Source organism: Roseovarius sp. SK2, from assembly GCF_028807495.1.
In the GTDB taxonomy this organism is placed as follows: domain Bacteria; phylum Pseudomonadota; class Alphaproteobacteria; order Rhodobacterales; family Rhodobacteraceae; genus Roseovarius; species Roseovarius confluentis.
The window spans coordinates 94,508-113,895 of the sequence record NZ_JARAMK010000013.1 but is presented as its reverse complement, the minus strand read 5'-3'; the positions used below and the strand labels follow the sequence as shown (position 1 = coordinate 113,895).

The 19,388-nt window shown below is 63.2% G+C and carries 23 protein-coding genes; 15 read left to right on the top strand and 8 right to left on the bottom strand.

From position 1 onward, the window contains the following. Position 1 precedes the first annotated feature (1 nt). The 3 genes from PVV74_RS20550 to PVV74_RS20540 are packed head-to-tail and all read right to left on the bottom strand — an operon-like array spanning position 2 to position 1,803. Positions 2-1,057, bottom strand: coding sequence for a YeeE/YedE family protein (locus PVV74_RS20550; protein WP_274594484.1), 1,056 nt, complete (start codon positions 1,055-1,057; stop codon positions 2-4). 42 nt (positions 1,058-1,099) lie between these two features. Further along, positions 1,100-1,480, bottom strand: a complete 381-nt coding sequence (locus PVV74_RS20545) for an ArsR/SmtB family transcription factor (RefSeq protein WP_371931646.1) — start codon at positions 1,478-1,480, stop codon at positions 1,100-1,102. Positions 1,481-1,488: 8 nt separating this feature from the next. Further along, the gene (locus PVV74_RS20540) at positions 1,489-1,803 is read right to left on the bottom strand and encodes a hypothetical protein (RefSeq protein WP_425061945.1); all 315 of its coding nucleotides are present in this window, start codon (positions 1,801-1,803) and stop codon (positions 1,489-1,491) included. A gap of 135 nt (positions 1,804-1,938) precedes the next feature. Here PVV74_RS20540 and PVV74_RS20535 point away from each other — a divergent pair, with 135 nt between their 5' ends. The 14 genes from PVV74_RS20535 to PVV74_RS20470 all read left to right on the top strand — a co-directional run bounded on the left by PVV74_RS20535 (position 1,939) and on the right by PVV74_RS20470 (position 14,844). Next, positions 1,939-2,679 carry a cytochrome c biogenesis CcdA family protein gene (locus PVV74_RS20535; RefSeq protein WP_103761940.1) on the top strand — a complete coding sequence of 247 codons (741 nt, stop codon included), beginning with the start codon at positions 1,939-1,941 and terminating at the stop codon, positions 2,677-2,679. 18 nt (positions 2,680-2,697) lie between these two features. Then, positions 2,698-3,249: a thioredoxin family protein gene (locus PVV74_RS20530; protein WP_274594482.1), complete on the top strand. Its 552-nt coding sequence runs from the start codon at positions 2,698-2,700 to the stop codon at positions 3,247-3,249. A gap of 140 nt (positions 3,250-3,389) precedes the next feature. Next, positions 3,390-3,863, top strand: coding sequence for a sulfur oxidation c-type cytochrome SoxX (gene soxX, locus PVV74_RS20525; RefSeq protein ID WP_103761942.1), 474 nt, complete (start codon positions 3,390-3,392; stop codon positions 3,861-3,863). Positions 3,864-3,883: 20 nt separating this feature from the next. Then, entirely contained in the window at positions 3,884-4,306 is a 423-nt protein-coding gene (gene soxY, locus PVV74_RS20520) for a thiosulfate oxidation carrier protein SoxY (protein WP_103761943.1), read from the top strand. 23 nt (positions 4,307-4,329) lie between these two features. Further along, a complete protein-coding gene (soxZ, locus tag PVV74_RS20515) occupies positions 4,330-4,659 on the top strand; it encodes a thiosulfate oxidation carrier complex protein SoxZ (protein ID WP_103761944.1) in 330 nt (109 codons plus the stop codon). Between the two features lie 62 nt (positions 4,660-4,721). Beyond that, the gene (soxA, locus tag PVV74_RS20510) at positions 4,722-5,546 is read left to right on the top strand and encodes a sulfur oxidation c-type cytochrome SoxA (RefSeq protein ID WP_274594492.1); all 825 of its coding nucleotides are present in this window, start codon (positions 4,722-4,724) and stop codon (positions 5,544-5,546) included. A gap of 90 nt (positions 5,547-5,636) precedes the next feature. Further along, on the top strand, positions 5,637-7,334 hold the full coding sequence (soxB, locus tag PVV74_RS20505; protein WP_274594481.1) for a thiosulfohydrolase SoxB: 1,698 nt from the start codon (positions 5,637-5,639) through the stop codon (positions 7,332-7,334). 25 nt (positions 7,335-7,359) lie between these two features. After that, on the top strand, positions 7,360-8,634 hold the full coding sequence (gene soxC, locus PVV74_RS20500; protein WP_274594480.1) for a sulfite dehydrogenase: 1,275 nt from the start codon (positions 7,360-7,362) through the stop codon (positions 8,632-8,634). Then, positions 8,618-9,838, top strand: a complete 1,221-nt coding sequence (locus PVV74_RS20495) for a c-type cytochrome (RefSeq protein ID WP_274594479.1) — start codon at positions 8,618-8,620, stop codon at positions 9,836-9,838. The genes soxC and PVV74_RS20495 overlap by 17 nt, the downstream gene beginning before the upstream one ends. A 4-nt stretch (positions 9,839-9,842) precedes the next feature. Beyond that, positions 9,843-10,559, top strand: a complete 717-nt coding sequence (locus tag PVV74_RS20490; RefSeq protein WP_425061804.1) for a c-type cytochrome — start codon at positions 9,843-9,845, stop codon at positions 10,557-10,559. A gap of 28 nt (positions 10,560-10,587) precedes the next feature. Then, the gene (locus PVV74_RS20485; RefSeq protein WP_103761949.1) at positions 10,588-11,853 is read left to right on the top strand and encodes an NAD(P)/FAD-dependent oxidoreductase; all 1,266 of its coding nucleotides are present in this window, start codon (positions 10,588-10,590) and stop codon (positions 11,851-11,853) included. An 88-nt stretch (positions 11,854-11,941) separates the two neighbouring features. Next, on the top strand, positions 11,942-12,373 hold the full coding sequence (locus PVV74_RS20480; protein WP_274594478.1) for a DUF302 domain-containing protein: 432 nt from the start codon (positions 11,942-11,944) through the stop codon (positions 12,371-12,373). Beyond that, a complete protein-coding gene (gene hemA, locus PVV74_RS20475) occupies positions 12,373-13,590 on the top strand; it encodes a 5-aminolevulinate synthase (protein ID WP_274594477.1) in 1,218 nt (405 codons plus the stop codon). The genes PVV74_RS20480 and hemA overlap by 1 nt, the downstream gene beginning before the upstream one ends. 207 nt (positions 13,591-13,797) lie before the next feature. Further along, positions 13,798-14,844: a YeeE/YedE family protein gene (locus PVV74_RS20470; RefSeq protein ID WP_274594476.1), complete on the top strand. Its 1,047-nt coding sequence runs from the start codon at positions 13,798-13,800 to the stop codon at positions 14,842-14,844. Between the two features lie 3 nt (positions 14,845-14,847). Here the strand turns inward: PVV74_RS20470 and PVV74_RS20465 are convergent, their stop codons facing one another. The 5 genes from PVV74_RS20465 to PVV74_RS20445 all read right to left on the bottom strand — a co-directional run bounded on the left by PVV74_RS20465 (position 14,848) and on the right by PVV74_RS20445 (position 18,460). Next, on the bottom strand, positions 14,848-15,795 hold the full coding sequence (locus PVV74_RS20465) for an MBL fold metallo-hydrolase (RefSeq protein WP_274594475.1): 948 nt from the start codon (positions 15,793-15,795) through the stop codon (positions 14,848-14,850). Then, positions 15,795-16,727, bottom strand: coding sequence for an MBL fold metallo-hydrolase (locus tag PVV74_RS20460; RefSeq protein ID WP_274594474.1), 933 nt, complete (start codon positions 16,725-16,727; stop codon positions 15,795-15,797). The genes PVV74_RS20465 and PVV74_RS20460 overlap by 1 nt, the downstream gene beginning before the upstream one ends. 100 nt (positions 16,728-16,827) lie before the next feature. Continuing rightward, positions 16,828-17,013 (bottom strand): hypothetical protein, encoded by a 186-nt coding sequence (locus tag PVV74_RS20455; protein ID WP_274594473.1) that lies wholly within the window; start codon positions 17,011-17,013, stop codon positions 16,828-16,830. A 119-nt stretch (positions 17,014-17,132) separates the two neighbouring features. Next, entirely contained in the window at positions 17,133-17,693 is a 561-nt protein-coding gene (locus PVV74_RS20450) for a thioredoxin family protein (protein WP_103761956.1), read from the bottom strand. Positions 17,694-17,773: 80 nt separating this feature from the next. Then, positions 17,774-18,460 carry a response regulator gene (locus PVV74_RS20445; protein WP_274594472.1) on the bottom strand — a complete coding sequence of 229 codons (687 nt, stop codon included), beginning with the start codon at positions 18,458-18,460 and terminating at the stop codon, positions 17,774-17,776. Positions 18,461-18,761: 301 nt separating this feature from the next. Between PVV74_RS20445 and PVV74_RS20440 the strand changes: the two genes are divergently transcribed. After that, entirely contained in the window at positions 18,762-19,385 is a 624-nt protein-coding gene (locus PVV74_RS20440) for a sensor histidine kinase (RefSeq protein WP_274594471.1), read from the top strand. Positions 19,386-19,388 lie beyond the last annotated feature (3 nt).

The following is a 19,388-nucleotide window of genomic DNA, read 5'->3' as shown; positions in this document are numbered from 1 at the left end:
GTTATTCCGCCGGCGCGAACCCGGTGATCAGCTGTTTCAGCCCCAGCGCGGCCCCGGCGAAGATCGCCAGAAACGCCACCGGCGCGGAAAAGGCCAGCACCGAGAAGGCCGAAACCCCCTGTCCGATGCTGCACCCCACCGCCAAAATCGCACCCGGCCCCATCAACGCCGCACCGAAGATCTGCCGCTTCAATTCGCGCGGGTCCTCGCAGGCTTCCCAGCGGAAATGCCCCTTGAAGCAGGACCCGATGAAGGCCCCGATCACGACGCCCAGCACGGACCCCACGCTGAACGACAGGCTGTTGCCCGAGGCGGTCATCGCGTAATAGATCGTGTCTCCGATGGGCGCGGCAAAGGAATGGGTCTCGATCGGTTCGGCCTCGAACCCCGTCATGGCCACCCAGTAGGTGCCGACCCAGCCAAGCACGATGGCCATGCCCACCACGGCGGCCCAGAACACCATATTCAGCGAGCGCAGCATCCGGGCGCTGGCGAGGGAAAATACCAGGATGGTCCCGCCCAGAAGAAGACCGGTCAGCGCGGGGCCGATGCCCAGGTGCACTTGCGCCAACTGGCTGAACCCCTGGGGCGATGTCGCACCTTCCTCGACAGTGAAAAGCCAGACGCGGAAATGGGCCAGCGGGCCGGACATCACCAAGTAGGCCGACAGCCCCATCACGATCACGATCACGAAAGAGCGCAGGTCGCCACCCCCCAACCGCGCCAGCGCGCCGTAGCCGCAATTGCCCGACAGCGCCATGCCATAGCCGAACATCAGCCCGCCGACGATGGTGCCCAAAGGGTTCCAGACCCTATCGAGATACGCGGTGGCGGTTCCGTCCATCAAGCCGCCGGCCATGGCGAAATGCGTGCCTATGATGGCCACGCCGATTGCGATGCCCCACATGCGGATCCGGCGATCATCCGAGGAATAGAGCACGTCCTCAATCGCGCCGAGCGTGCAGAATCGTCCCAGCCGCGCGGCCAGCCCCAGGGCCAGGCCGCCCAACAGCCCGATCAAGGCTGCGCTATTGGCTTCGCCCAGAACGTCCAGCATTTTGGTTCCCGTTAAACGACCGGAACCTCTCCTCAATCCCGGTCAGTCTTCCCTGCAAAAGAGGTCATAGACGACCTCCATGATTTGCCGCGGCCTGTCGTCTGTCAAGCTATAGTAGATTGCCTTGCCATCTCGCCGCGGGGTCACCAGACCCTCCAGTCGCAGGCGTGTCAGCTGCTGCGACACCGCCGCCTGGCGGGCCGACAGCAGGTCTTCCAGTTCCGTCACCGACTTCTCGCCCGAGGCAAGATGGCACAGGATCATCAGCCGCCCCTCGTGGCTGATCGCCTTCAGGAAGTTCGACGCGCGCTGGGCGTTTTTCATCATCTTTTCCATGTCCTCGGCGCGCATGTCGGCGTCGAGCACCGGCAACCGCGTTTCGGGCTCTGATGCGTCGGAAGAATTCTGGGGATCGAGTGTCATGGGGTTCTTCAGCCTGTTTTGTCGGGGTCGATGCGCGCCTCTTCCAGCATCATGCCAAGCAGACCCCAGAAGAAATCTTCTCCGGGGTATCCTTCGATCCGGCTCAGTTCGGCTCCGTCCCGGACCAGGATGAAGGTCGGCGTGAAGCGGACGCGCCGGTCGAATTCCACGTCCGGCGATTCGCTGTAAAGATCATAGCGGCGCAGTGGCGCGGCTTGTCCTTCGGGGGTTTTCGGATATTTCGCCGAAACCTCCTCGTTCCACTGGGCACACCAATAACACCCGTCTTCCTCGGCCATGAGCAGATAGGTCTCTGCCAGCATGGGCGCGGGAAGCCAGGTCAGGAAAACGAGCAGGAATGCTCTGATCGCTGCCACGTGAAACTCCGATTGACGGCTTGCTAAAACCGATCATAATCTAATATTCGAATATTTCAAGAGAATGCAACGGGTGAAGGCATGTTTGACGTAACGATCTACGGGGCATTGATCGCGGGGCTGTTGTCCTTCCTGTCGCCCTGCATCCTGCCGATCGTGCCGTTCTACCTCAGCTACCTTGCCGGTGTGGGCATGAACCAGATCACGGCAGAGGCCGAAATCTCGCGCGGGGTCCGCGTGCGCGCCTTTCTCGCGGCGTGTTTCTTCGCGCTTGGCGTGATCACCGTCTTCGTCGGGCTGGGGGCCTCCGCCACCGCCTTCGGCCAGCTGGTGCAGGAGTATTTCGACATCCTGCGCTGGGTCGCCGCGGCGATCATCATCGCGATGGGCCTGCATTTCCTCGGCGTGGTTCGCATCGGCATCCTCTACCGCCAGTTCCGGGCGGATGCCGGCGATACCAGCAATGTCGGCCTTGCTGGCGCCTTCGTGATCGGCCTTGCCTTCGCTTTCGGCTGGACGCCCTGCGTCGGGCCGGTGCTGGCGGCGATCCTGTTCACGGCGGCGGGGCAGGACTCCGCGGCGCAGGGCGCCACGCTTCTTTTCGTCTACGGCCTCGGCATGACGCTGCCCTTCATCGCGGCGGCGCTGTTCATCGGGCCATTCATGCGGTTCATGGCGCGGTTCCGCCGCCACCTCGGCCTTGTCGAAAAGATCATGGGCGCGCTGCTTATCCTGTTCGGCGTCCTGATCGCGACCAACTCGGTGAACATCATCGCCCAGTGGATGCTTGAAAATGTCCCCTGGTTCAGCACAATCGGATAAATCACAGGACACAGTCAGATGACCAGAATTTTAGCTTTCATAATAGCCACGCTGATCGCGCTGCCGGTCTTCGCGGCCGAGTTGGGTGACGACGGCCTGCACAAGGCCCCGTGGATGCGCGACACCTTCAAGGACCTTGGCGACGACCTCGAAGAGGCCACCGCCGAGGGCAAGCGACTGCTTGTCCTGATCGAACAGCGCGGTTGCATCTACTGCACCAAGATGCACGAGGAAGTGTTCGTCGTCCCCGAGATCGAGCAGTTCATCGAGGAGAACTATTTCGTGGTGCAGATCAACATGTTCGGCGATGTCGAGGTGACCGATTTCGACGGCGAAGCGATGGCCGAGAAAGATGCCGTGCGCCGCTGGAACGCCATGTTCACGCCGACGATGATGTTCTTCCCGGAGGAATCCGAAGGCGAACTGCCTGCCGACGAGCTGGCGGTTGTCACCATGCCCGGCGCGTTCGAGAAGGGAACCACGCTGAACCTGCTGCGCTGGGTCGTCGAAAAGGGCTATGAAGGTGACGAGCCGTTTCAGAAATACCTTGCGCGCAAGTTGGCCGAATGAATTTACGCTGCACGCGCAAGGTGATCCGCCCCATTTTCTGCGAAAGCGAACAGATTTAAAAATTCGCTTAATTGAATTTGTTGTTGCGTGAATCGCTTTTGTGTGTGCAAGTATACAGTAACTGTCATACGGGAGGGCACATGACACGTCTAACTGCTTTTGTATCCGCGGCCGCGCTATTCGCGACCGTTGCGGCTGCGGAAACCATCGCACCGCAAGACGTCGAATACGTCGATGGTGCGGTTGAAACTTCGCTGACCGGCCAGCCCGGTGACCCCGAGGCGGGGGCCGTGCTGATGAACAAGGGGGCGGGCAACTGCATCGCCTGCCACATGGTCTCTGATCAGTCGCATCTTCAGTTTCACGGCGAAATCGGCCCGCCGCTCGATGGTGTCGCCGACCGCTGGAGCGAGGCCGAGATCCGCGGTATCGTGGCCAACGCCAAGGTCATGTTCGAGGGCACGATGATGCCGGCCTTCTACAAGGTCGATGGCTTCACGCGCCTGGGCGACGCCTATACCGGCGAAGCGCACGAAGGTGAGGTCGAGCCGCTGCTGACCGGCCAGCAAATCGAAGACGTCGTCGCCTACCTGATGACGCTCAAATACGAATAACTCAGATTCTGGAGGACAAGATGGAACTGAATCGCCGAAAGATGCTGGTGCTTGGCACCGCAGGCGCAGCCGTGACGGCCTTCGGCGCGCTGCCGGCCTTCGCGTCGGCCACCGAAGACGCAATCGCGAAGTTCACCGGCGGCGCCGATGTGGGCGAGGGTGGTGTCGAACTGACCGCGCCTGAAATCGCCGAGAACGGCAACACCGTGCCGATCGAGGTCAGCGCCCCGGGTGCGGTGGCGATCTCGATCTTCGCCGATGGCAACCCGACGCCGCCCGTGGCGACGTTCAAGTTCGGCCCGCTGGCCGCGTCGCAATTCGCGTCGACCCGTATCCGCCTTGCCGGCACGCAGAACGTCATCGCCGTCGCCCAGATGGAAGATGGCTCGTTCAAGCAGGCATCGGCAAACGTCAAAGTCACCATCGGCGGCTGCGGCGGCTGAGTAGAGGACAAGGAGATTAGAACATGGCCGAAGGTGTAAAACCCCGCGTCAAGGTCCCGAGCAAGGCAAGCGCCGGTGATACGATCACCATCAAGACGCTGATCAGCCACCAGATGGAAAGCGGTCAGCGCAAGGATGATGACGGCAACACCATCCCGCGCTCGATCATCAACCGCTTCGTTGTCGACTTCAACGGCGAGAACGTGATCGACGTCGCGATGGAGCCGGCGATCTCGACCAACCCGTTCTTCGAGTTCGAGGCGACCGTGCCCGAAACCGGTGACTTCAAGTTCACCTGGTACGACGATGACGGGTCCGTCTACGAAGAGACCAAGACGGTTACGGTCGGATAAGGCGCCCCGGCGTCAGGGAGGATAACATGACAAGAACGACTGTAACGGGTGGACGTTTGATCATGGCAGCAGCCGCCAGCGTGTTCGCGCTGGCTGCCTATGCCGGGCCCGACGATGACGAACTGGTCGTCAACGGCGATATCGAGATGGTCACCAAGACCGATGCGCCCGATCATATGGATGCCATCGACACGATCTATTCGGGCTGGCGGTTCCGCTCGGACGAAACGCAGGCGGTGCAAGCGGACGATTTCGACAACCCGGCGATGCTCTGGGTGGAACAGGCCGCCGAGGTCTGGAACACCGCGGAAGGGTCCGAGGGCAAGTCTTGCGCGTCGTGCCACAACGAGGTCGACAGCATGGCTGGCGTCAAGGCGGTCTATCCCAAGTGGAACGAGGATGCCGGCGAAGTCCGCACGATCGAGATGCAGGTCAACGACTGCCGCGAGAACCGCATGGGCGCCGAGCCGTGGAAATATGCCAGCGGCGACATGACCAACATGTCAGCCCTTCTGGCGTCGGTGTCGCGCGGCATGCCCGTGAACGTGGCCATCGACGGTCCCGCCCAGTCCACCTGGGAAAAGGGCAAGGAGATCTACTATACCCGGTTCGGCCAGCTGGAACTCAGCTGCGCCAACTGCCACGAGGACAACTGGGGCAACATGATCCGTGCGGACCATCTCAGCCAGGGGCAGATCAACGGCTTCCCGACCTACCGTTTGAAGAACACCAAGCTGAACGCCGTGCAGTCCCGCTTCAAGGGCTGCATCCGCGACACCCGGGCACACACCTTCTCGCCCGGCAGCCCGGAGTTCGTGGCGCTCGAGCTTTATGTCGCCTCGCGCGGCAACGGCCTCAGCGTCGAAGGACCTTCGGTCCGCAACTAGACTCAATTCAAGGCTCCGTCATAACGGCGGGGCCTTTTTCATTCGCGCTATATTCAAATATGCGCATATGTCTCAAAGGGTGAGCTACACATGATTTCGCGCAGGGATTTTCTACAGGTCGGCATGGCGGCATCGGCCTTGGTCGGGGCCTCGGGCTTCGGCAACTGGGCCAAGCTGGCCGCACAACAATCACTGACCCAGGACCAGCTCTTGCAGTTCGACACGTTCGGCAACGTGTCCCTGATCCACGTCACCGACATCCACGCGCAACTGAAGCCGATCTATTTCCGCGAACCTTCGGTCAATATCGGCGTGGGCGAGAACAAGGGCGAGGTGCCGCATGTCACCGGCGCCGATTTCCGCCGCCTTTACGGGATCGAGGATGGCAGCCCCAGCCACTATGCGCTCAGCAGCGGCGACTTCACGTCGCTCGCCCGTGAATACGGCCGCGTCGGCGGGCTCGACCGCGTCGCGACCGTCGTGAACGCCATTCGCGCCGACCGCCCCGACGCCATCCTGCTCGATGGTGGCGACACGTGGCACGGCTCCTACACCTGCTATCACACCCAGGGCCAGGACATGGTCAACGTGATGAACGCGCTCAAACCGGATGCGATGACATTCCACTGGGAATTCACGTTGGGGTCCGATCGCGTGGCCGAGCTCGTCTCCTCTCTCCCGTTTGCCGCGCTCGGCCAGAATATCTTCGACGCCGAGTGGGACGAACCCACCGATCTCTTCCCGCCCTACACGATGTTCGAACGCGGCGGCACCAAGATCGCGGTGATCGGCCAGGCCTTCCCCTACATGCCCATCGCCAACCCCGGCTGGATGTTCCCGGAATACGCCTTTGGCATCCGGGATGAGAACATGCAGGAAATCGTCGACCAGGTCCGCAACGAAGGCGCGGAATGCGTCGTCGTGCTCAGCCATAACGGCTTTGACGTGGACAAGAAGATGGCAACCGTGGTTAGCGGCATCGACGTGATCCTGTCGGGCCACACGCACGACGCGCTGCCGGAACCTGTCCTGTCGGGCGAGACGCTCATCATCGCCTCGGGCAGCAACGGCAAGTTCGTCAGCCGCGTCGACCTCGATATCCGCGACGGCCGGATGATGGGCTACCGCCACAAGCTGATCCCGATCTTCTCGGACGTGATCGAACCCGATGCCCAGATGACCGCGCTGATCGACGCTGAGCGCGCACCCTACGAGGACAAGCTGTCGGAGGTGATCGGCCAGACCGAGAGTCTGCTTTACCGTCGCGGCAACTTCAACGGCAGCTGGGACGACCTGATTTGCGACGCGCTGCTGTCCGAGCGCGATGCCGAAATCGCGCTCAGCCCCGGCGTCCGCTGGGGCCCGTCCCTGATCCCCGGCCAGGACATCACCCGCGAGGATATCTGGAACGTCACCTCCATGACCTATGGCGAGGCGTATCGCACCGAAATGACGGGTGAATTCCTCAAGGTCGTTCTGGAAGACGTGGCCGACAACATCTTCAACCCCGATCCCTATTACCAGCAGGGCGGCGACATGGTTCGCACCGGCGGTCTTGGTTACAGCATCGACGTCAGTGCGCCGCAGGGCGAGCGGATCAGCAACATGACCCTGCTCAGCAGCGGCGATCCGATCGACCCCTCGCGCAACTACGTCATCGCGGGCTGGGCCTCGGTCAACCAGGGCACCGAAGGGCCGCAGATCTGGGACGTGGTCGAAAGCCACATCAGGAAAATGGGCACCGTCACGGTGCAGGAAAACGACAGCGTCGAAGTGACCGGCGTCTGAGCATTCATCAAGGGAGCGTTCAGCCATGAATGATCTTTTCAAATCACCGTCTCGCCGCGCCTTCCTGCGTGGCAGCGCGGCGGCGGTCGCAGGCTCCGTGGCCGGCGCGGCCTCGGCACAAGATCCCGATCCGCTGATCACCGAGGTTCAGGACTGGGCCGCGATCACCGGCGAGGGCGTCGACGAAACCCCCTATGGCCTGCCGATCCGGTTCGAGGACGACGTGGTGCGCCGCAACGTGCCGTGGCTGACCGCCGACCCGATCAGCTCGATCAACTTCACGCCGATCCACGCGCTGGACGGCACCATCACCCCGCAAGGCTGCGCGTTCGAGCGTCACCATTCCGGCGCTATCGAACTGGCCAAGGACGACTACCGCCTGATGATCAACGGCCTCGTGGATAAGCCCCTGGTCTTTCACTACGCCGATCTCGAGCGCTTCCCGCGCGAAAACCACGTCTATTTCTGTGAATGCGCGGCCAATACCGGCATGGAATGGGCGGGCGCACAGCTGAACGGCGTGCAGTTCACCCACGGCATGATCCACAACATGGAATATTCCGGCGTCACCCTGCGCACCCTGCTGGAAGAGGCGGGTCTCGATGCCGCCGGCGACCTGTCGGACAAGTGGGTCTATGTCGAAGGCGCCGACGCGTCCTCGAACGGTCGGTCCATTCCAATGGAAAAGGCTTTGGACGACTGCCTCGTCGCCTTCAAGGCCAATGGCGAGGCGCTGCGCAAGGAACACGGCTACCCGGTGCGCCTTGTCGTGCCGGGCTGGGAAGGCAACATGTGGGTCAAGTGGCTGCGCCGGATCGAGGTGATGGACGGCCCCGTCGAAAGCCGCGAGGAAACGTCGAAATACACTGACGTTCTGGCCGACGGCATTGCTCGCAAATGGACCTGGGTGATGGATGCCAAGTCGGTCATCACCTCCCCCAGCCCGCAATCGCCCATCAGCCACGGCCCCGGGCCGCTGGTCATCTCCGGCCTCGCATGGTCCGGCCACGGCAAGATCACCCGTGTCGATGTCTCCCGCGATGGCGGCGTCACGTGGGAAACCGCCCGCCTCGGCACCCAGGGTGATGCCAAGGCGCTGACCCGCTTCTACCTCGACACCACCTGGGACGGCGAGGAAATGCTGCTCCAGGCCCGCGCGATGGACGAGACGGGCTATGTCCAGCCGACCAAGGCGCAACTGCGCGAGGTACGCGGCGAAAACTCGATCTACCACAATAACTGCATCCAGACCTGGCACGTCAAAGCCAACGGGGAGGCCGAAAATGTCGAAGTTTCTTAAGATATTCGCGCCCGCCGCCGGTGGCGCCGCGGGCGTCCTGACGATGGCCTACGTTCTGGCTGACCAGTTCGTCGTGGACATCCCCTCGATTGCCCCTGCGCTCGTGTCACAGGCCAATGCCGCCTCGACCGATGCGGCAAGCGACAGCACAACGGACGAAACCCAACCCGCCGCAACCGAAACACCCGAAGGTGGTTTCGGCCTGGGCCGCGAAGCACTGCCCGAGGAAATCGCCGCCTGGAACGTCGACGTGCGCCCCGGCGGCATCGGCCTGCCCGAAGGCCGCGGCGACGTGGCAACAGGCGAAGAAGTCTTCGCCGAAGCCTGCGCCGTCTGTCACGGCGACTTCGCCGAAGGCGTCGGCAACTGGCCGGTGCTGGCGGGCGGCTTCGACACGCTCGACAACAAGGACCCTGTGAAAACCGTCGGTTCCTACTGGCCGTACCTGTCGACCGTCTGGGATTACGTGCACCGCTCCATGCCCTTCGGGAACGCGCAGTCGCTCAGCCCCGATGAGGTCTACGCGATCACCGCCTACATCCTCTATTCCAACTACCTGGTCGAAGACGATTTCGAGCTCAGCCACGAAAACTTCGCCGAGTTCGAGATGCCCAACGCGGATGGCTTCATCGTCGATGACCGTCCCGAAACCGAATACACCATCTGGCGTACCGAGCCCTGCATGGAAGGCTGCAAGGACAGCGTCGAGATCACCATGCGCGCCTCCGTCGTCGACGTGACGCCCGAGGAAGAGGGCGCCGAGGAAGAAGCCGCCGCCGAACCCGCCGCCGAAGAAGCGGCGGAGGAGGTCGAGATGGCCGCCGCAGACCCCGAACCCACCGAGGCGGCCGCGCCAGCGGCTGAGGCCTCCGCTGGCCCCGATCCCGAGCTGGTCGCGGCGGGCGAAAAGGTCTTCCGCAAGTGCAAGGCCTGCCACATGGTGGGCGAGGGCGCCAAGAACCGCGTCGGTCCAGTGCTGAACGGCGTCATGGGCGCGACCATCGGCGGCCACGACGACTTCAAGTATTCCAGCGTTTTCGAGGAAGCCGCCGAAGCAGGCCGCAAATGGGACGAGGCCGCAATGGCCGAATTCCTTGCCGCGCCGAAAAGCTACATGAAAGGCACCAAGATGAGCTTTGCCGGTCTCAAGAAGGACGAGGATATCGAGGCGATCATCGCCTATCTGCAAAGCTTCGGAGACTGACCGCGTGACGGTCGGCTTCCGCGCGCTCCCCTTCGCCCTGGCGTCAGGCCTACTGGCCTGCGCCACCTTCGCATCGGCTGAAGAGGGCGACCCGGAAGCCGGCAAGGAGGTGTTCGCCTATTGCTCCGGCTGCCATGAAGTGGGCAAGGGGGCCGAGCATGGCATCGGCCCGCACCTCAATGGCCTTTTCGGCCGGCAAGCGGCCACGCAAGAAGGCTTCCCTTATTCCGAAAGCTTCAAGCGCGCTGGTACAGGCGGCCTGGAATGGCACGCCGAAACCCTCGATGTTTTCCTCGAGAACCCCACCGCGATCGCCTCGGGCACAAGGATGAGCTTTGACGGGTTGGAGGACCCGCAAGAGCGTCTGGACCTGATCGCCTACCTGCGGCGCTTTTCCGACAATCCCCGCGACATCCCCGAGGCGGACCCGACCATCCAGGGCATGGACCATGACCTCGATCCGGAAATCCTCGCGCTTGTGGGCGACCCGGAATATGGCGAATATCTCAGCGGCGAATGCGTGTCGTGCCATCAGGCGGGTGGCGCCAATGACGGGATTCCGTCTATCGTGCTCTGGCCGGAGGAGGATTTCGTCGTCGCCATGCACGCCTACAAGAACAAGCAACGCAATCATCCGGTGATGCAAATGGTCGCCGGGCGCCTGGGCGATGAGGAGATTGCCGCACTGGCCGCCTATTTCGGCCAACTGACGACAGAATAAAAATAAATTATCTTAGGGAGGACAAGAAATGACACTCAACAGACGGACGTTCCTTGGAACGACGGCCGCCGCGGCCACGACGCTCGCAGCGCCGACCGTGCTGGCGCAAGGCGCGGGCAAACCGCGCGTCGTCGTTATCGGCGGCGGGGCAGGCGGGGCCACGGCGGCCCGCTATATCGCCAAGGACAGCGACGGCGCCATCGACGTGACGCTCGTGGAGCCCACGCGCACCTATTTCACCTGCTTCTTCTCCAACCTCTACCTTGGTGGCTTCAAGGAGTTCAGCGATATCGGCCACACCTACGGCACCATCGCGGCCAGCGGCGTGAACGTGATCCACGACTGGGCCGTCGATGTCGACCGCGACGCCAAGACCGTGACGCTCGCAGGTGGGTCCACGCTGCCCTATGACAAGCTGATCCTCAGCCCCGGCATCGATTTCGTCGATGGCGCCGTCGAAGGCTGGAGCATCGAGGCCCAGAACGCCATGCCACACGCCTACAAGGCCGGCTCGCAATCCGAACTGCTGCGCGCCCAATTGGAAGCGATGCCAGAAGGCGGCACCTTTGCCATGGTGGCCCCGCCGAACCCCTATCGCTGCCCCCCGGGGCCCTATGAACGGGTCTCGATGGTCGCGCATTTCATGAAGGAAAATAACCCGACCGCGAAGATCATCGTGGCCGACCCCAAGCCGAAATTCTCCAAGATGGCCCTGTTCCAGGAAGGCTGGAACAAGCATTACCCGGGCGTGGTCGACTGGATCGGCGAGGAATTCGGCGGCGGCAACGTCTCGGTCGACACGGCGAACATGACCGTCACCATCGACGGCGAGGAAACCAGCGTCGACGTCTGCAACGTCATCCCTGCGCAAAAGGCGGGCCGCATCGCCGACATGGCGGGCGTGACCGACGGCAACTGGGCGCCGGTGAATGCCGCCGACATGTCCACCAAGGCCGACGCGGATGTCTACGTGCTGGGCGACGCCGCTGCACAGGGCGACATGCCGAAATCGGGCTTTGCCGCCAACAGCCAGGCCAAGGTCTGCGCCAACGCGGTGCGCGGTGCGCTCACGGGCTCCAAGGTGTTCCCGGCCAAGTTCTCGAACACCTGCTGGTCGCTCATCGCCACCGATGACGGCGTCAAGGTGGGTGCGACCTACGAGGCGACCGAGGAAAAAATCGCCAAGGTCGACGGCTTCATCAGCGAAACCGGCGAGGATTCCGCCCTGCGCAAGGCGACCTACGAAGAGTCCGAAGGCTGGTACACCGGCATCACCACCGACATGTTCGGCTAAGCCAACGCGCCGTCCCGGCTTTGATCTCGCTCAAAGACCGGGGCGATGCCCCCGTGCGAAAACAAACCGACACCTAGGAGGACCCACCATGAAACCCGTGATTCTGACGGCTGCCCTGACATTTGCCACAGCAGCCCATGCCGAGGCCCCGATCACCACGCCCTACGAGGGTTCGTTCGACGACGCGGCCTTTGCCGTGGAAACGGCGATCGTGGGCCAGGGGCTGGTGATCGATTACGTCAGCCACGTGGGAGAAATGCTCAACCGCACGGGCGAGGACGTGGGCAGCGATGTCATGATCTTCAAGGAAGCGGATATCTTCATCTTCTGCTCGGCCGTCGTGTCGCGCGAAGTGATGGAGGCCGATCCGATGAACATCGCGCACTGCCCCTACGGCATTTTCGTGGCCGAGGACGCGGAAGGTGCCGTGACGATAGGCTACCGCGACTACCCCGATGGCCCGATGGAAAAGGTCGAGGCGCTCTTGGCCGAGATCGTGAAAGAGGCGACAGAGAACTGATGAACTACCAGGAATTTTTCCGCTCCGAACTCGATGGGTTGCGGGCTGAAGGCAACTATCGCGAATTCGCCGAACTCGAGCGGCGGCGCGGGCAGTTTCCGAAGGCGCATTGCTACAACGGCCCCGAGAACGTGACGGTATGGTGTTCGAACGACTACCTCGGCATGGGCCAGCACCCGGTCGTGCTCGACGCGATGCACGACGCCCTCGACACCACCGGCGCCGGGGCAGGGGGCACGCGCAACATTTCCGGCACGACCCACGCCCATGTGCAGCTCGAGGCGGAACTGGCCGACCTGCACGGCAAGGACAGTGCGCTGCTCTTCACCTCCGGCTACGTGTCGAACTGGGCCGCGCTTGGCACATTGGCGTCGCGCATTCCGGGGCTTGTGGTTTTGTCCGATGCTCTGAACCATGCGTCGATGATCGAAGGCATCCGGCACAGTCGCGCCCAGAAAGTGATCTGGAAACACAACGACCTCGCCGATCTCGAGGCCAAGCTGGCGGCCCTGCCCGCCAACGCCCCGAAGATGATCGCGTTCGAGAGCGTCTATTCGATGGACGGCGACATCGCCCCGATCAAGGAGATCTGCGATCTGGCGGATAAATACGGCGCCATGACCTATCTCGACGAGGTGCACGCGGTCGGCCTGTACGGCCCGCGCGGCGGCGGCATTGCCGAGCGCGAGGGGCTGATGGACCGCTTGACCGTGATCGAGGGCACGCTGGGCAAGGCGTTCGGCGTCATGGGCGGCTATATCGCCGCCTCGACCGAGCTGTGCGACTTTGTCCGCTCCTTTGCCTCGGGCTTCATCTTCACCACCGCCCTACCACCCTGCGTCGCCGCCGGTGCCGCCGCTGCCGTGCGCCACCTCAAGCACAGCAGCGAGGAACGCAGCCAGCAACAGGCCCGCGTGGCTGAGGTGCGCGCCCGGCTCGACGCGATCGGCTTGCCGCATATCGAGAACCCCAGCCACATCATCCCGGTGATGGTGGGCGACCCGGTAAAGTGCAAATACATCTCGGACGTGCTGATGCGCGACCACGGGATCTACATCCAGCCGATCAACTATCCGACCGTGCCCAAGGGCACCGAACGGCTGCGTATCACGCCGTCGCCAGTGCACTCCGCCGAGGATGTCGATCGGTTGATATCCGCCCTCGAAGAACTCTGGGCGCAGTGCCAGCTTGCCCGGCTGCCCATCGCCGCGCAGTAATCGGAAAAATTTCCCGCCAACGCGAAAAATAGGAAAATCCGTTTCGCCGGACCGTCCCGTGATGGTCCGGCGTTGCAACGTTGTCCGCGTTCCGGAACGTTGTTTCGCATTCGCTGTGGAACGTGGAACAATGCTCTTTCCGCCGGGCTTTGACTCGCGCGAAAACGCACCAGATAAGGGCGGATTACTTGAATCAGGACATGACCCATGCTGCTTGACTCCCTGCCGTTCGACCTTCCTGCACAAACCCTGCACCTGCTGCTGGGCGCACTTCTGGGCCTTGCCTTCGGCATTGCTGCCCAGATCTCGCGCTTCTGCCTGCGGCGGGCCGTGGCGGGCGAGGATGGCATGGACCGCTCGGCCCTCTCGGTCTGGCTGGTCGCGCTGGCCGTGGCCATCGGCGGGGTGGCCCTGGCCGGTGGCATGGGCTTTGTCGAGCTTGGCGACCATCGCTACCTGTCCAGCAGCGTGCCGGTCGCCGCGATCGCCCTCGGTGGGCTCGCCTTCGGCATCGGCATGGTCCTGACGCGGGGCTGCATGTCCCGCCTGACGGTGCTGGCCGGTACGGGCAACCTGCGCGCGGTCAGTGTCATCGCCCTCTTTGCCATCGTCGCCCACGCAACGCTGAAGGGCGTTCTGGCCCCGGTCCGCACATCGCTCGGCGCGGTTCAGTACGATTTCGGTATCGGCAGTCTCGCGTCCATTCCGGGTGTTGCCCCGGCCGTGGCGCTGGCGTTGCTGGCCATCGCCGTGCTGCTCGCACACCGCTCCGGCGCGCGCGTCCTGCACCTTGTCATGGGCGCGGTGATCGGCCTCGTGGTCGTGGCCGGCTGGGCCGGAACCTCCGTTCTGCTGTTGGATGACTTCGATCCGTTGCCCGCCCAGTCGATGGCCTTCACCTTGCCGTGGACCGACACTCTGTTCTACGCCATCGCGTCCACCGCTGTGCCCGCAGGCTTCGGTGTCGGTGTGATTGGCGGCGTCATCGTGGGCAGCTTCCTCAGCGCCGCCGCGCGCGGTGAACTGGCCTTGCAAAGCTTCTCGTCCCCCGTGCAGACCCTGCGCTACAGCGCCGGCGCCGTTCTGATGGGCTTCGGCGGCGTGCTGGCTGGCGGCTGCACCATCGGCGCGGGCCTCAGCGGCGGCGCGAACCTCAGCATCGCCGCCCTGCTGGCGCTCGGGTTCATCGTGCTGGGCGCGGTCGCGGCCCGCGGCGTGCTGGCACCTCGCGGTGTTGCCGTTCCCGCCGAGTAAGCCCTACTCGAACTCCATCTGCTCAAACACCCGGCCCGCATTCTTGGTGGCCAGTTCTTCAAATGTATGCAGGTGCTTGTATGGCGTCTGGTCGACGTAATAGGCGTCGGCCAGGCTGCCGCCTTCCTCCAGATGCGCGCCCACCTGTTCCCGCAGGTAAACCAGGTAGTCATGCGTGTACCGCCGCACCTGCGCCATGTTGGTCGGGTGCCCGTGGCCGGGGATCACATACGTCGCCTCCAGCGGCTCGAACGCGGTCTCCCACGTCTCCAGCCAGTCCTTCGTGATAGTATCCTCGAAGATCGGCAGCATCCGTTCGTGAAACGCCATGTCGCCCGCGATCACCAGGCTCTGCTCGGGCAACCAGACCGAGATATCACCGGGACTGTGCGCCGGCCCAAGGTGCAGAACCTCGATCCGGAACTCGCCCATCTCGATGATCTTCTCATCCTCGAAGGTTTCCGTCGGCCCGGCCAACACCGTGCCCTCGGCCTTGTCGCGGTTGTATTCCTCCATCCGCCGCAGGATCTGGGCACCGTATTCCTCGAATTCCTCGGCGGCATCCACATGCGCCAGGATCGGCACGCCCTGTTCGGCCCAATAGGCGTTGCCCAGCATCGCATGGCCCTGGCCGTTCTCATTGATCACCAGCTTCACCGGCTGATCGGTGATGCGCTTGATCTCGTCGTGCAGGGCCTCGGCCAGGATATAGGCCGCCCCGCCATTCACCACGACGACGCCATCACCCGTCACGATGAAGCTCAGGTTGTTGTTATGCCCGGTGTTTTCATAGGTCGGCGGCGCGGTCGCGCCGATGGCCGACCAGACATGCGGGATCACCTCGACCGGCTTGGAATAGAGCGGCGAACCGGGATACTGGTCGGGTATGTTTTCATCGGCCAGTGCGGGGCTCGTGCACAGGGCAACAAGGCAGGCAGCAAGCGCACGCATCACGCATCCTTTCCGACAAAACGGTATCCGGTCTCTGACGCCTCGGCCCGGCCCACGCCGCCTCCCGGCAGGTGGAACCCGATCAGGGTCATGTCCTCGGCGGTCAGCCGGTCGAACAGCGTCTTGCGCGTGGCCACGGCCATGTCCGGGGCCTGGTCCGATCCGCTGGGCCAGTCTGGCCGGGCGAAGGCGACGTGGTGATTGCCGATCGCGTCGCCGATGACCATCGCCGCCTCGCTTCCGCCACGCAGTTCAAAGCTCATGTGTCCGGGCGTGTGGCCCGGGGTCGAGACCGCGGCAATGCCCGGCAGCACCTCCTCGCCGTCGTCAAAGAATTCGACCATGTCCTCGATCGCCTCCATCCGGTTCTTGGCGCCTACGGCGAACGCGGCGCGCGCCTTGCCGATGGTGTTCACGGTCTCGGGGTTCCACCAGTAATCCCACTCGGCGCGGCCCATCATGTGCACCGCTTGCGCGAACAACGGGTCTCCGAAATCGTCCAGGACGCCCCAGATATGATCGGGATGCGCGTGGGTGAAAACGACGTGGGTGATGTCTTCGGGCGACAGCCCCGCGGCCTCCAGACTGGCCGGCAACTCGCCCGCACTCGGCATGAAATTCGACCCGGCGCCGGCATCAAACAGCACGGTGTTGGTGCCGTCGCGGTAAAGCGTCAGGTTGCATTCGGGGCGCAACTCGTCGCGGCTCTGGCCGGTGGCCTCGAGGATCGGCATCAGTTTGTCCTGCGGCATCGGCTCGAACAGGAAATCGCCCGGCAGCACGAGATTGCCGTCGCTGACGGTCGTGACCGTCGCATCGCCAAGGGACATTTCCGCCAGGCTCCAGCGCGGCAGGGCCGCGGCAAGGGGCAGGGCCGCGGCAAGGGGCAGGGCCGCACCGGTCGCCATCAGGTGGCGTCGGGTCATTCGCATGGTATTCCTCCCAGAAATTCTCTTATAGGAATATGTGCGAATGTTTCGAGTCGCGCAAGCGCCGTCCCTTGTGAAACATCCGTGTCGAGCACTCGGCCGGTTAACAGTCGCGCAGCGGCCCGGCCATCGTCAGCCCCTCCCAAGGGCTGGCGATTTGGCTGAGGCTGGGCGCAACGATCTTTCTGGGGATATACCTGGCAGGCATAAAGTGCTTTGAAATTGCCGTCGGGTTGCCACCCCATGGGCTGACGTTTGCCTCCGTCGTGAACGGCAGCAAAGTCAGCATGGCCGAAACTCATCTCAACCAGCTCCCGAGAATTTCTTCGGGAACTGGTTTCTTGTCATCAGCGCGTCTTGAACGGCGCTCAGCTCGGAATGGCATCATTTTCCGCAAAGCGCCGGCTCTCACGCCGCCGGTTTCCACTTGATCGAACAGCCGACCGACGCGACCTGGTCGCGCGGACCCTCGCCGGTTTCCGCGACCTGTTTCATCGCATCGAACAACTCGCGCGGCGCGTCCGCCGGCGCAGGCGACATGCGTGACGCATCCAGCCGGCCACGGTATTGCAGCCCGCCTTTTGCGTCGAAACCAAAGAAATCCGGCGTGCAGGAGGCGTGATAGGCCCGCGCCACGGACTGATCCTCGTCGTGCAGATAGGGAAAGGGCAGCCCGGCTTTCTCGGCCAGTTTCACCATGTTGTCGAAACTGTCGTCCGGATACGTCTCGGCATCGTTGGAACAGATCGCCGCAACGCCGATCCCCAGCGCTTGCAAATCCTTGCCGTCGCGCACGATCCGGTCCAGCACCGCCAGAACGTAAGGGCAATGGTTGCAGATGAACATGATCAGCGTGCCGCGCGGGCCGGACACATCGCTCAGCGTGTAGCGCTTGCCGTCCGTCCCCGGCAGATCGAAATCCGGCGCAGGCCAGTTGAAGTCGCACACGGGCGGGGTGTTCGCGGTCATGATCTTCCTCATTCGCTGTTCGCGACCAGTCTCGCCGACCCGCACCAGCTTGGCAACTGGTGGCGTGACCGCCCGCTGATTCAGCGAAAGGCGAAGGGCGGGTCCGGGTCCATGACGCCTTCGGCATCCCAACGATCGGCCAGCGTCAACCCGCGGGCCGCCAACATGTCCAGAATGCGCTTGTCGATCGTGTCGATCAGGCGTCCGAACTCCATCTCGTCGCGTACCAACTTGGCGACGTCCTGCGCGATCAGCGTCCGCTGTTGAGCCAGAAGTTCCCCGATCCAGTGGCGCGAGGTTTCCGCGAGGACCTTGACGGAGGCCATCATCAGCTCCCGCAGCTTGTCGGTGCTCAACTCGACCTTGTCGAGACAGTCCAGAGAGCCCTGCTTGATCGACTCGATGGCGACGTCGGTGCGCATCTTGTTCGACATCATGACCACGGCGGCCGCAAAGTTCGTCGGGTGGCTTTGTACCATCTTTTGCGCGGCAAGGCCGTCGCTGTCCGGCAGCAGGTAATCTATCAGCACCACGTCGAAGCTGCCGGCGTCGAGCGCGGCGTCGAATTCACGGATCGTCGCGGCACTGACCGTGTTCACGGGCAGGCCAGTCGACTCCAGCGTTCGCAATAAACGTTTCTGGTCGAACGGGTCATCGTCAAGGATAAGTACGTCAAAGCAGTCGCCGCGACGGGCGCCGTGCAGGTTGGCCGCGGGCAGCGCCTGAGCGACCATTTGCTCGGCCGGGATTGGAGAGATAGACGCCATTTCGTTTCCTTTCCTACGAAAACACCCAGAATTCGTGGTGCGATGCTAGGGCCGTGATTGTTACCAGAGCGTTACCGTCGACGCGCCCGGTGTTGCTGATTTTAACAGTTTCGTCGGCATCCGGCGGCTGCCGTTCACCGGTTGGAAACATGTGCCTGTCAGGTTTGCCCGACGCGCGAACAAAGATGAAAAGGGGAGACACGTGTCACGCTCGTTCACCTCTGACAGTCCTGGACCGGTCCGAGAGGCCGAAGAATTCCTGTATATCCTGACACATGACCTCAAGGCATTCGCCCGTGCCATGCGCTCCATCCCGGATTGGATCTACGACGATCTTGCCGCTCAGGGATTTGCGCTGCCGGCGGATTCCGCGGAAAATCTGGCCATGTTGCGTGACTACGCGCATCGGCTGGACGATACGCTGAACGCTTTGACCGAGTTGTCGCGGGTCGGGCGATTGGCGGATCCGCCTGCCACGCATGACCTTCACGCGCTTGTCGCCATCAGTTGCGCCGAACTGCCAGCAGTGCCCAAGCTGACCTGCGATCTCCAGTGCCTGGGGCTGAGCGTCAGGGGGGCAAAAAACGATCTGCGCCGACTGTTCGATGCGGTGATCGGCAATGCGGCTGTGCATCATGACCGGGATTTCGGCAACCTGCGGATCGCCGCCACCCCCTGGAATGGCCGGGTTCAGGTCACCGTCTCCGACGACGGGCCCGGAATTCCACCCGCTCACCGGGAGGCGGTGTTCAAACCCCTCGCCACCCTGCGCCCCAAAAGCGAGACCGGGCGCGTCGGCGTCGGTCTTGCGATAGCACGGAAAATCGTGCGTTCCATGGGCGGCGAGATCGCGATCGTTGAGGCGGACGCCCCGCGTGGCCTTTCGCTGCGCTTCGACCTGCCACGCTCGGACGCCGGTCACTGACCA

Bases quoted from the DNA above. Each gene is read 5' to 3' on its own strand.
- PVV74_RS20550 (WP_274594484.1), bottom strand. From the start codon at position 1,057: ATGCTGGACGTTCTGGGCGAAGCCAATAGCGCAGCCTTGATCGGGCTG.
- PVV74_RS20545 (WP_371931646.1), bottom strand. From the start codon at position 1,480: ATGACACTCGATCCCCAGAATTCTTCCGACGCATCAGAGCCCGAAACG.
- PVV74_RS20540 (WP_425061945.1), bottom strand. From the start codon at position 1,803: ATGCTGGCAGAGACCTATCTGCTCATGGCCGAGGAAGACGGGTGTTAT.
- PVV74_RS20535 (WP_103761940.1), top strand. From the start codon at position 1,939: ATGTTTGACGTAACGATCTACGGGGCATTGATCGCGGGGCTGTTGTCC.
- PVV74_RS20530 (WP_274594482.1), top strand. From the start codon at position 2,698: ATGACCAGAATTTTAGCTTTCATAATAGCCACGCTGATCGCGCTGCCG.
- soxX (WP_103761942.1), top strand. From the start codon at position 3,390: ATGACACGTCTAACTGCTTTTGTATCCGCGGCCGCGCTATTCGCGACC.
- soxY (WP_103761943.1), top strand. From the start codon at position 3,884: ATGGAACTGAATCGCCGAAAGATGCTGGTGCTTGGCACCGCAGGCGCA.
- soxZ (WP_103761944.1), top strand. From the start codon at position 4,330: ATGGCCGAAGGTGTAAAACCCCGCGTCAAGGTCCCGAGCAAGGCAAGC.
- soxA (WP_274594492.1), top strand. From the start codon at position 4,722: ATGGCAGCAGCCGCCAGCGTGTTCGCGCTGGCTGCCTATGCCGGGCCC.
- soxB (WP_274594481.1), top strand. From the start codon at position 5,637: ATGATTTCGCGCAGGGATTTTCTACAGGTCGGCATGGCGGCATCGGCC.
- soxC (WP_274594480.1), top strand. From the start codon at position 7,360: ATGAATGATCTTTTCAAATCACCGTCTCGCCGCGCCTTCCTGCGTGGC.
- PVV74_RS20495 (WP_274594479.1), top strand. From the start codon at position 8,618: ATGTCGAAGTTTCTTAAGATATTCGCGCCCGCCGCCGGTGGCGCCGCG.
- PVV74_RS20485 (WP_103761949.1), top strand. From the start codon at position 10,588: ATGACACTCAACAGACGGACGTTCCTTGGAACGACGGCCGCCGCGGCC.
- PVV74_RS20480 (WP_274594478.1), top strand. From the start codon at position 11,942: ATGAAACCCGTGATTCTGACGGCTGCCCTGACATTTGCCACAGCAGCC.
- hemA (WP_274594477.1), top strand. From the start codon at position 12,373: ATGAACTACCAGGAATTTTTCCGCTCCGAACTCGATGGGTTGCGGGCT.
- PVV74_RS20470 (WP_274594476.1), top strand. From the start codon at position 13,798: ATGCTGCTTGACTCCCTGCCGTTCGACCTTCCTGCACAAACCCTGCAC.
- PVV74_RS20465 (WP_274594475.1), bottom strand. From the start codon at position 15,795: ATGCGTGCGCTTGCTGCCTGCCTTGTTGCCCTGTGCACGAGCCCCGCA.
- PVV74_RS20460 (WP_274594474.1), bottom strand. From the start codon at position 16,727: ATGCGAATGACCCGACGCCACCTGATGGCGACCGGTGCGGCCCTGCCC.
- PVV74_RS20455 (WP_274594473.1), bottom strand. From the start codon at position 17,013: ATGCTGACTTTGCTGCCGTTCACGACGGAGGCAAACGTCAGCCCATGG.
- PVV74_RS20450 (WP_103761956.1), bottom strand. From the start codon at position 17,693: ATGACCGCGAACACCCCGCCCGTGTGCGACTTCAACTGGCCTGCGCCG.
- PVV74_RS20445 (WP_274594472.1), bottom strand. From the start codon at position 18,460: ATGGCGTCTATCTCTCCAATCCCGGCCGAGCAAATGGTCGCTCAGGCG.
- PVV74_RS20440 (WP_274594471.1), top strand. From the start codon at position 18,762: ATGCGCTCCATCCCGGATTGGATCTACGACGATCTTGCCGCTCAGGGA.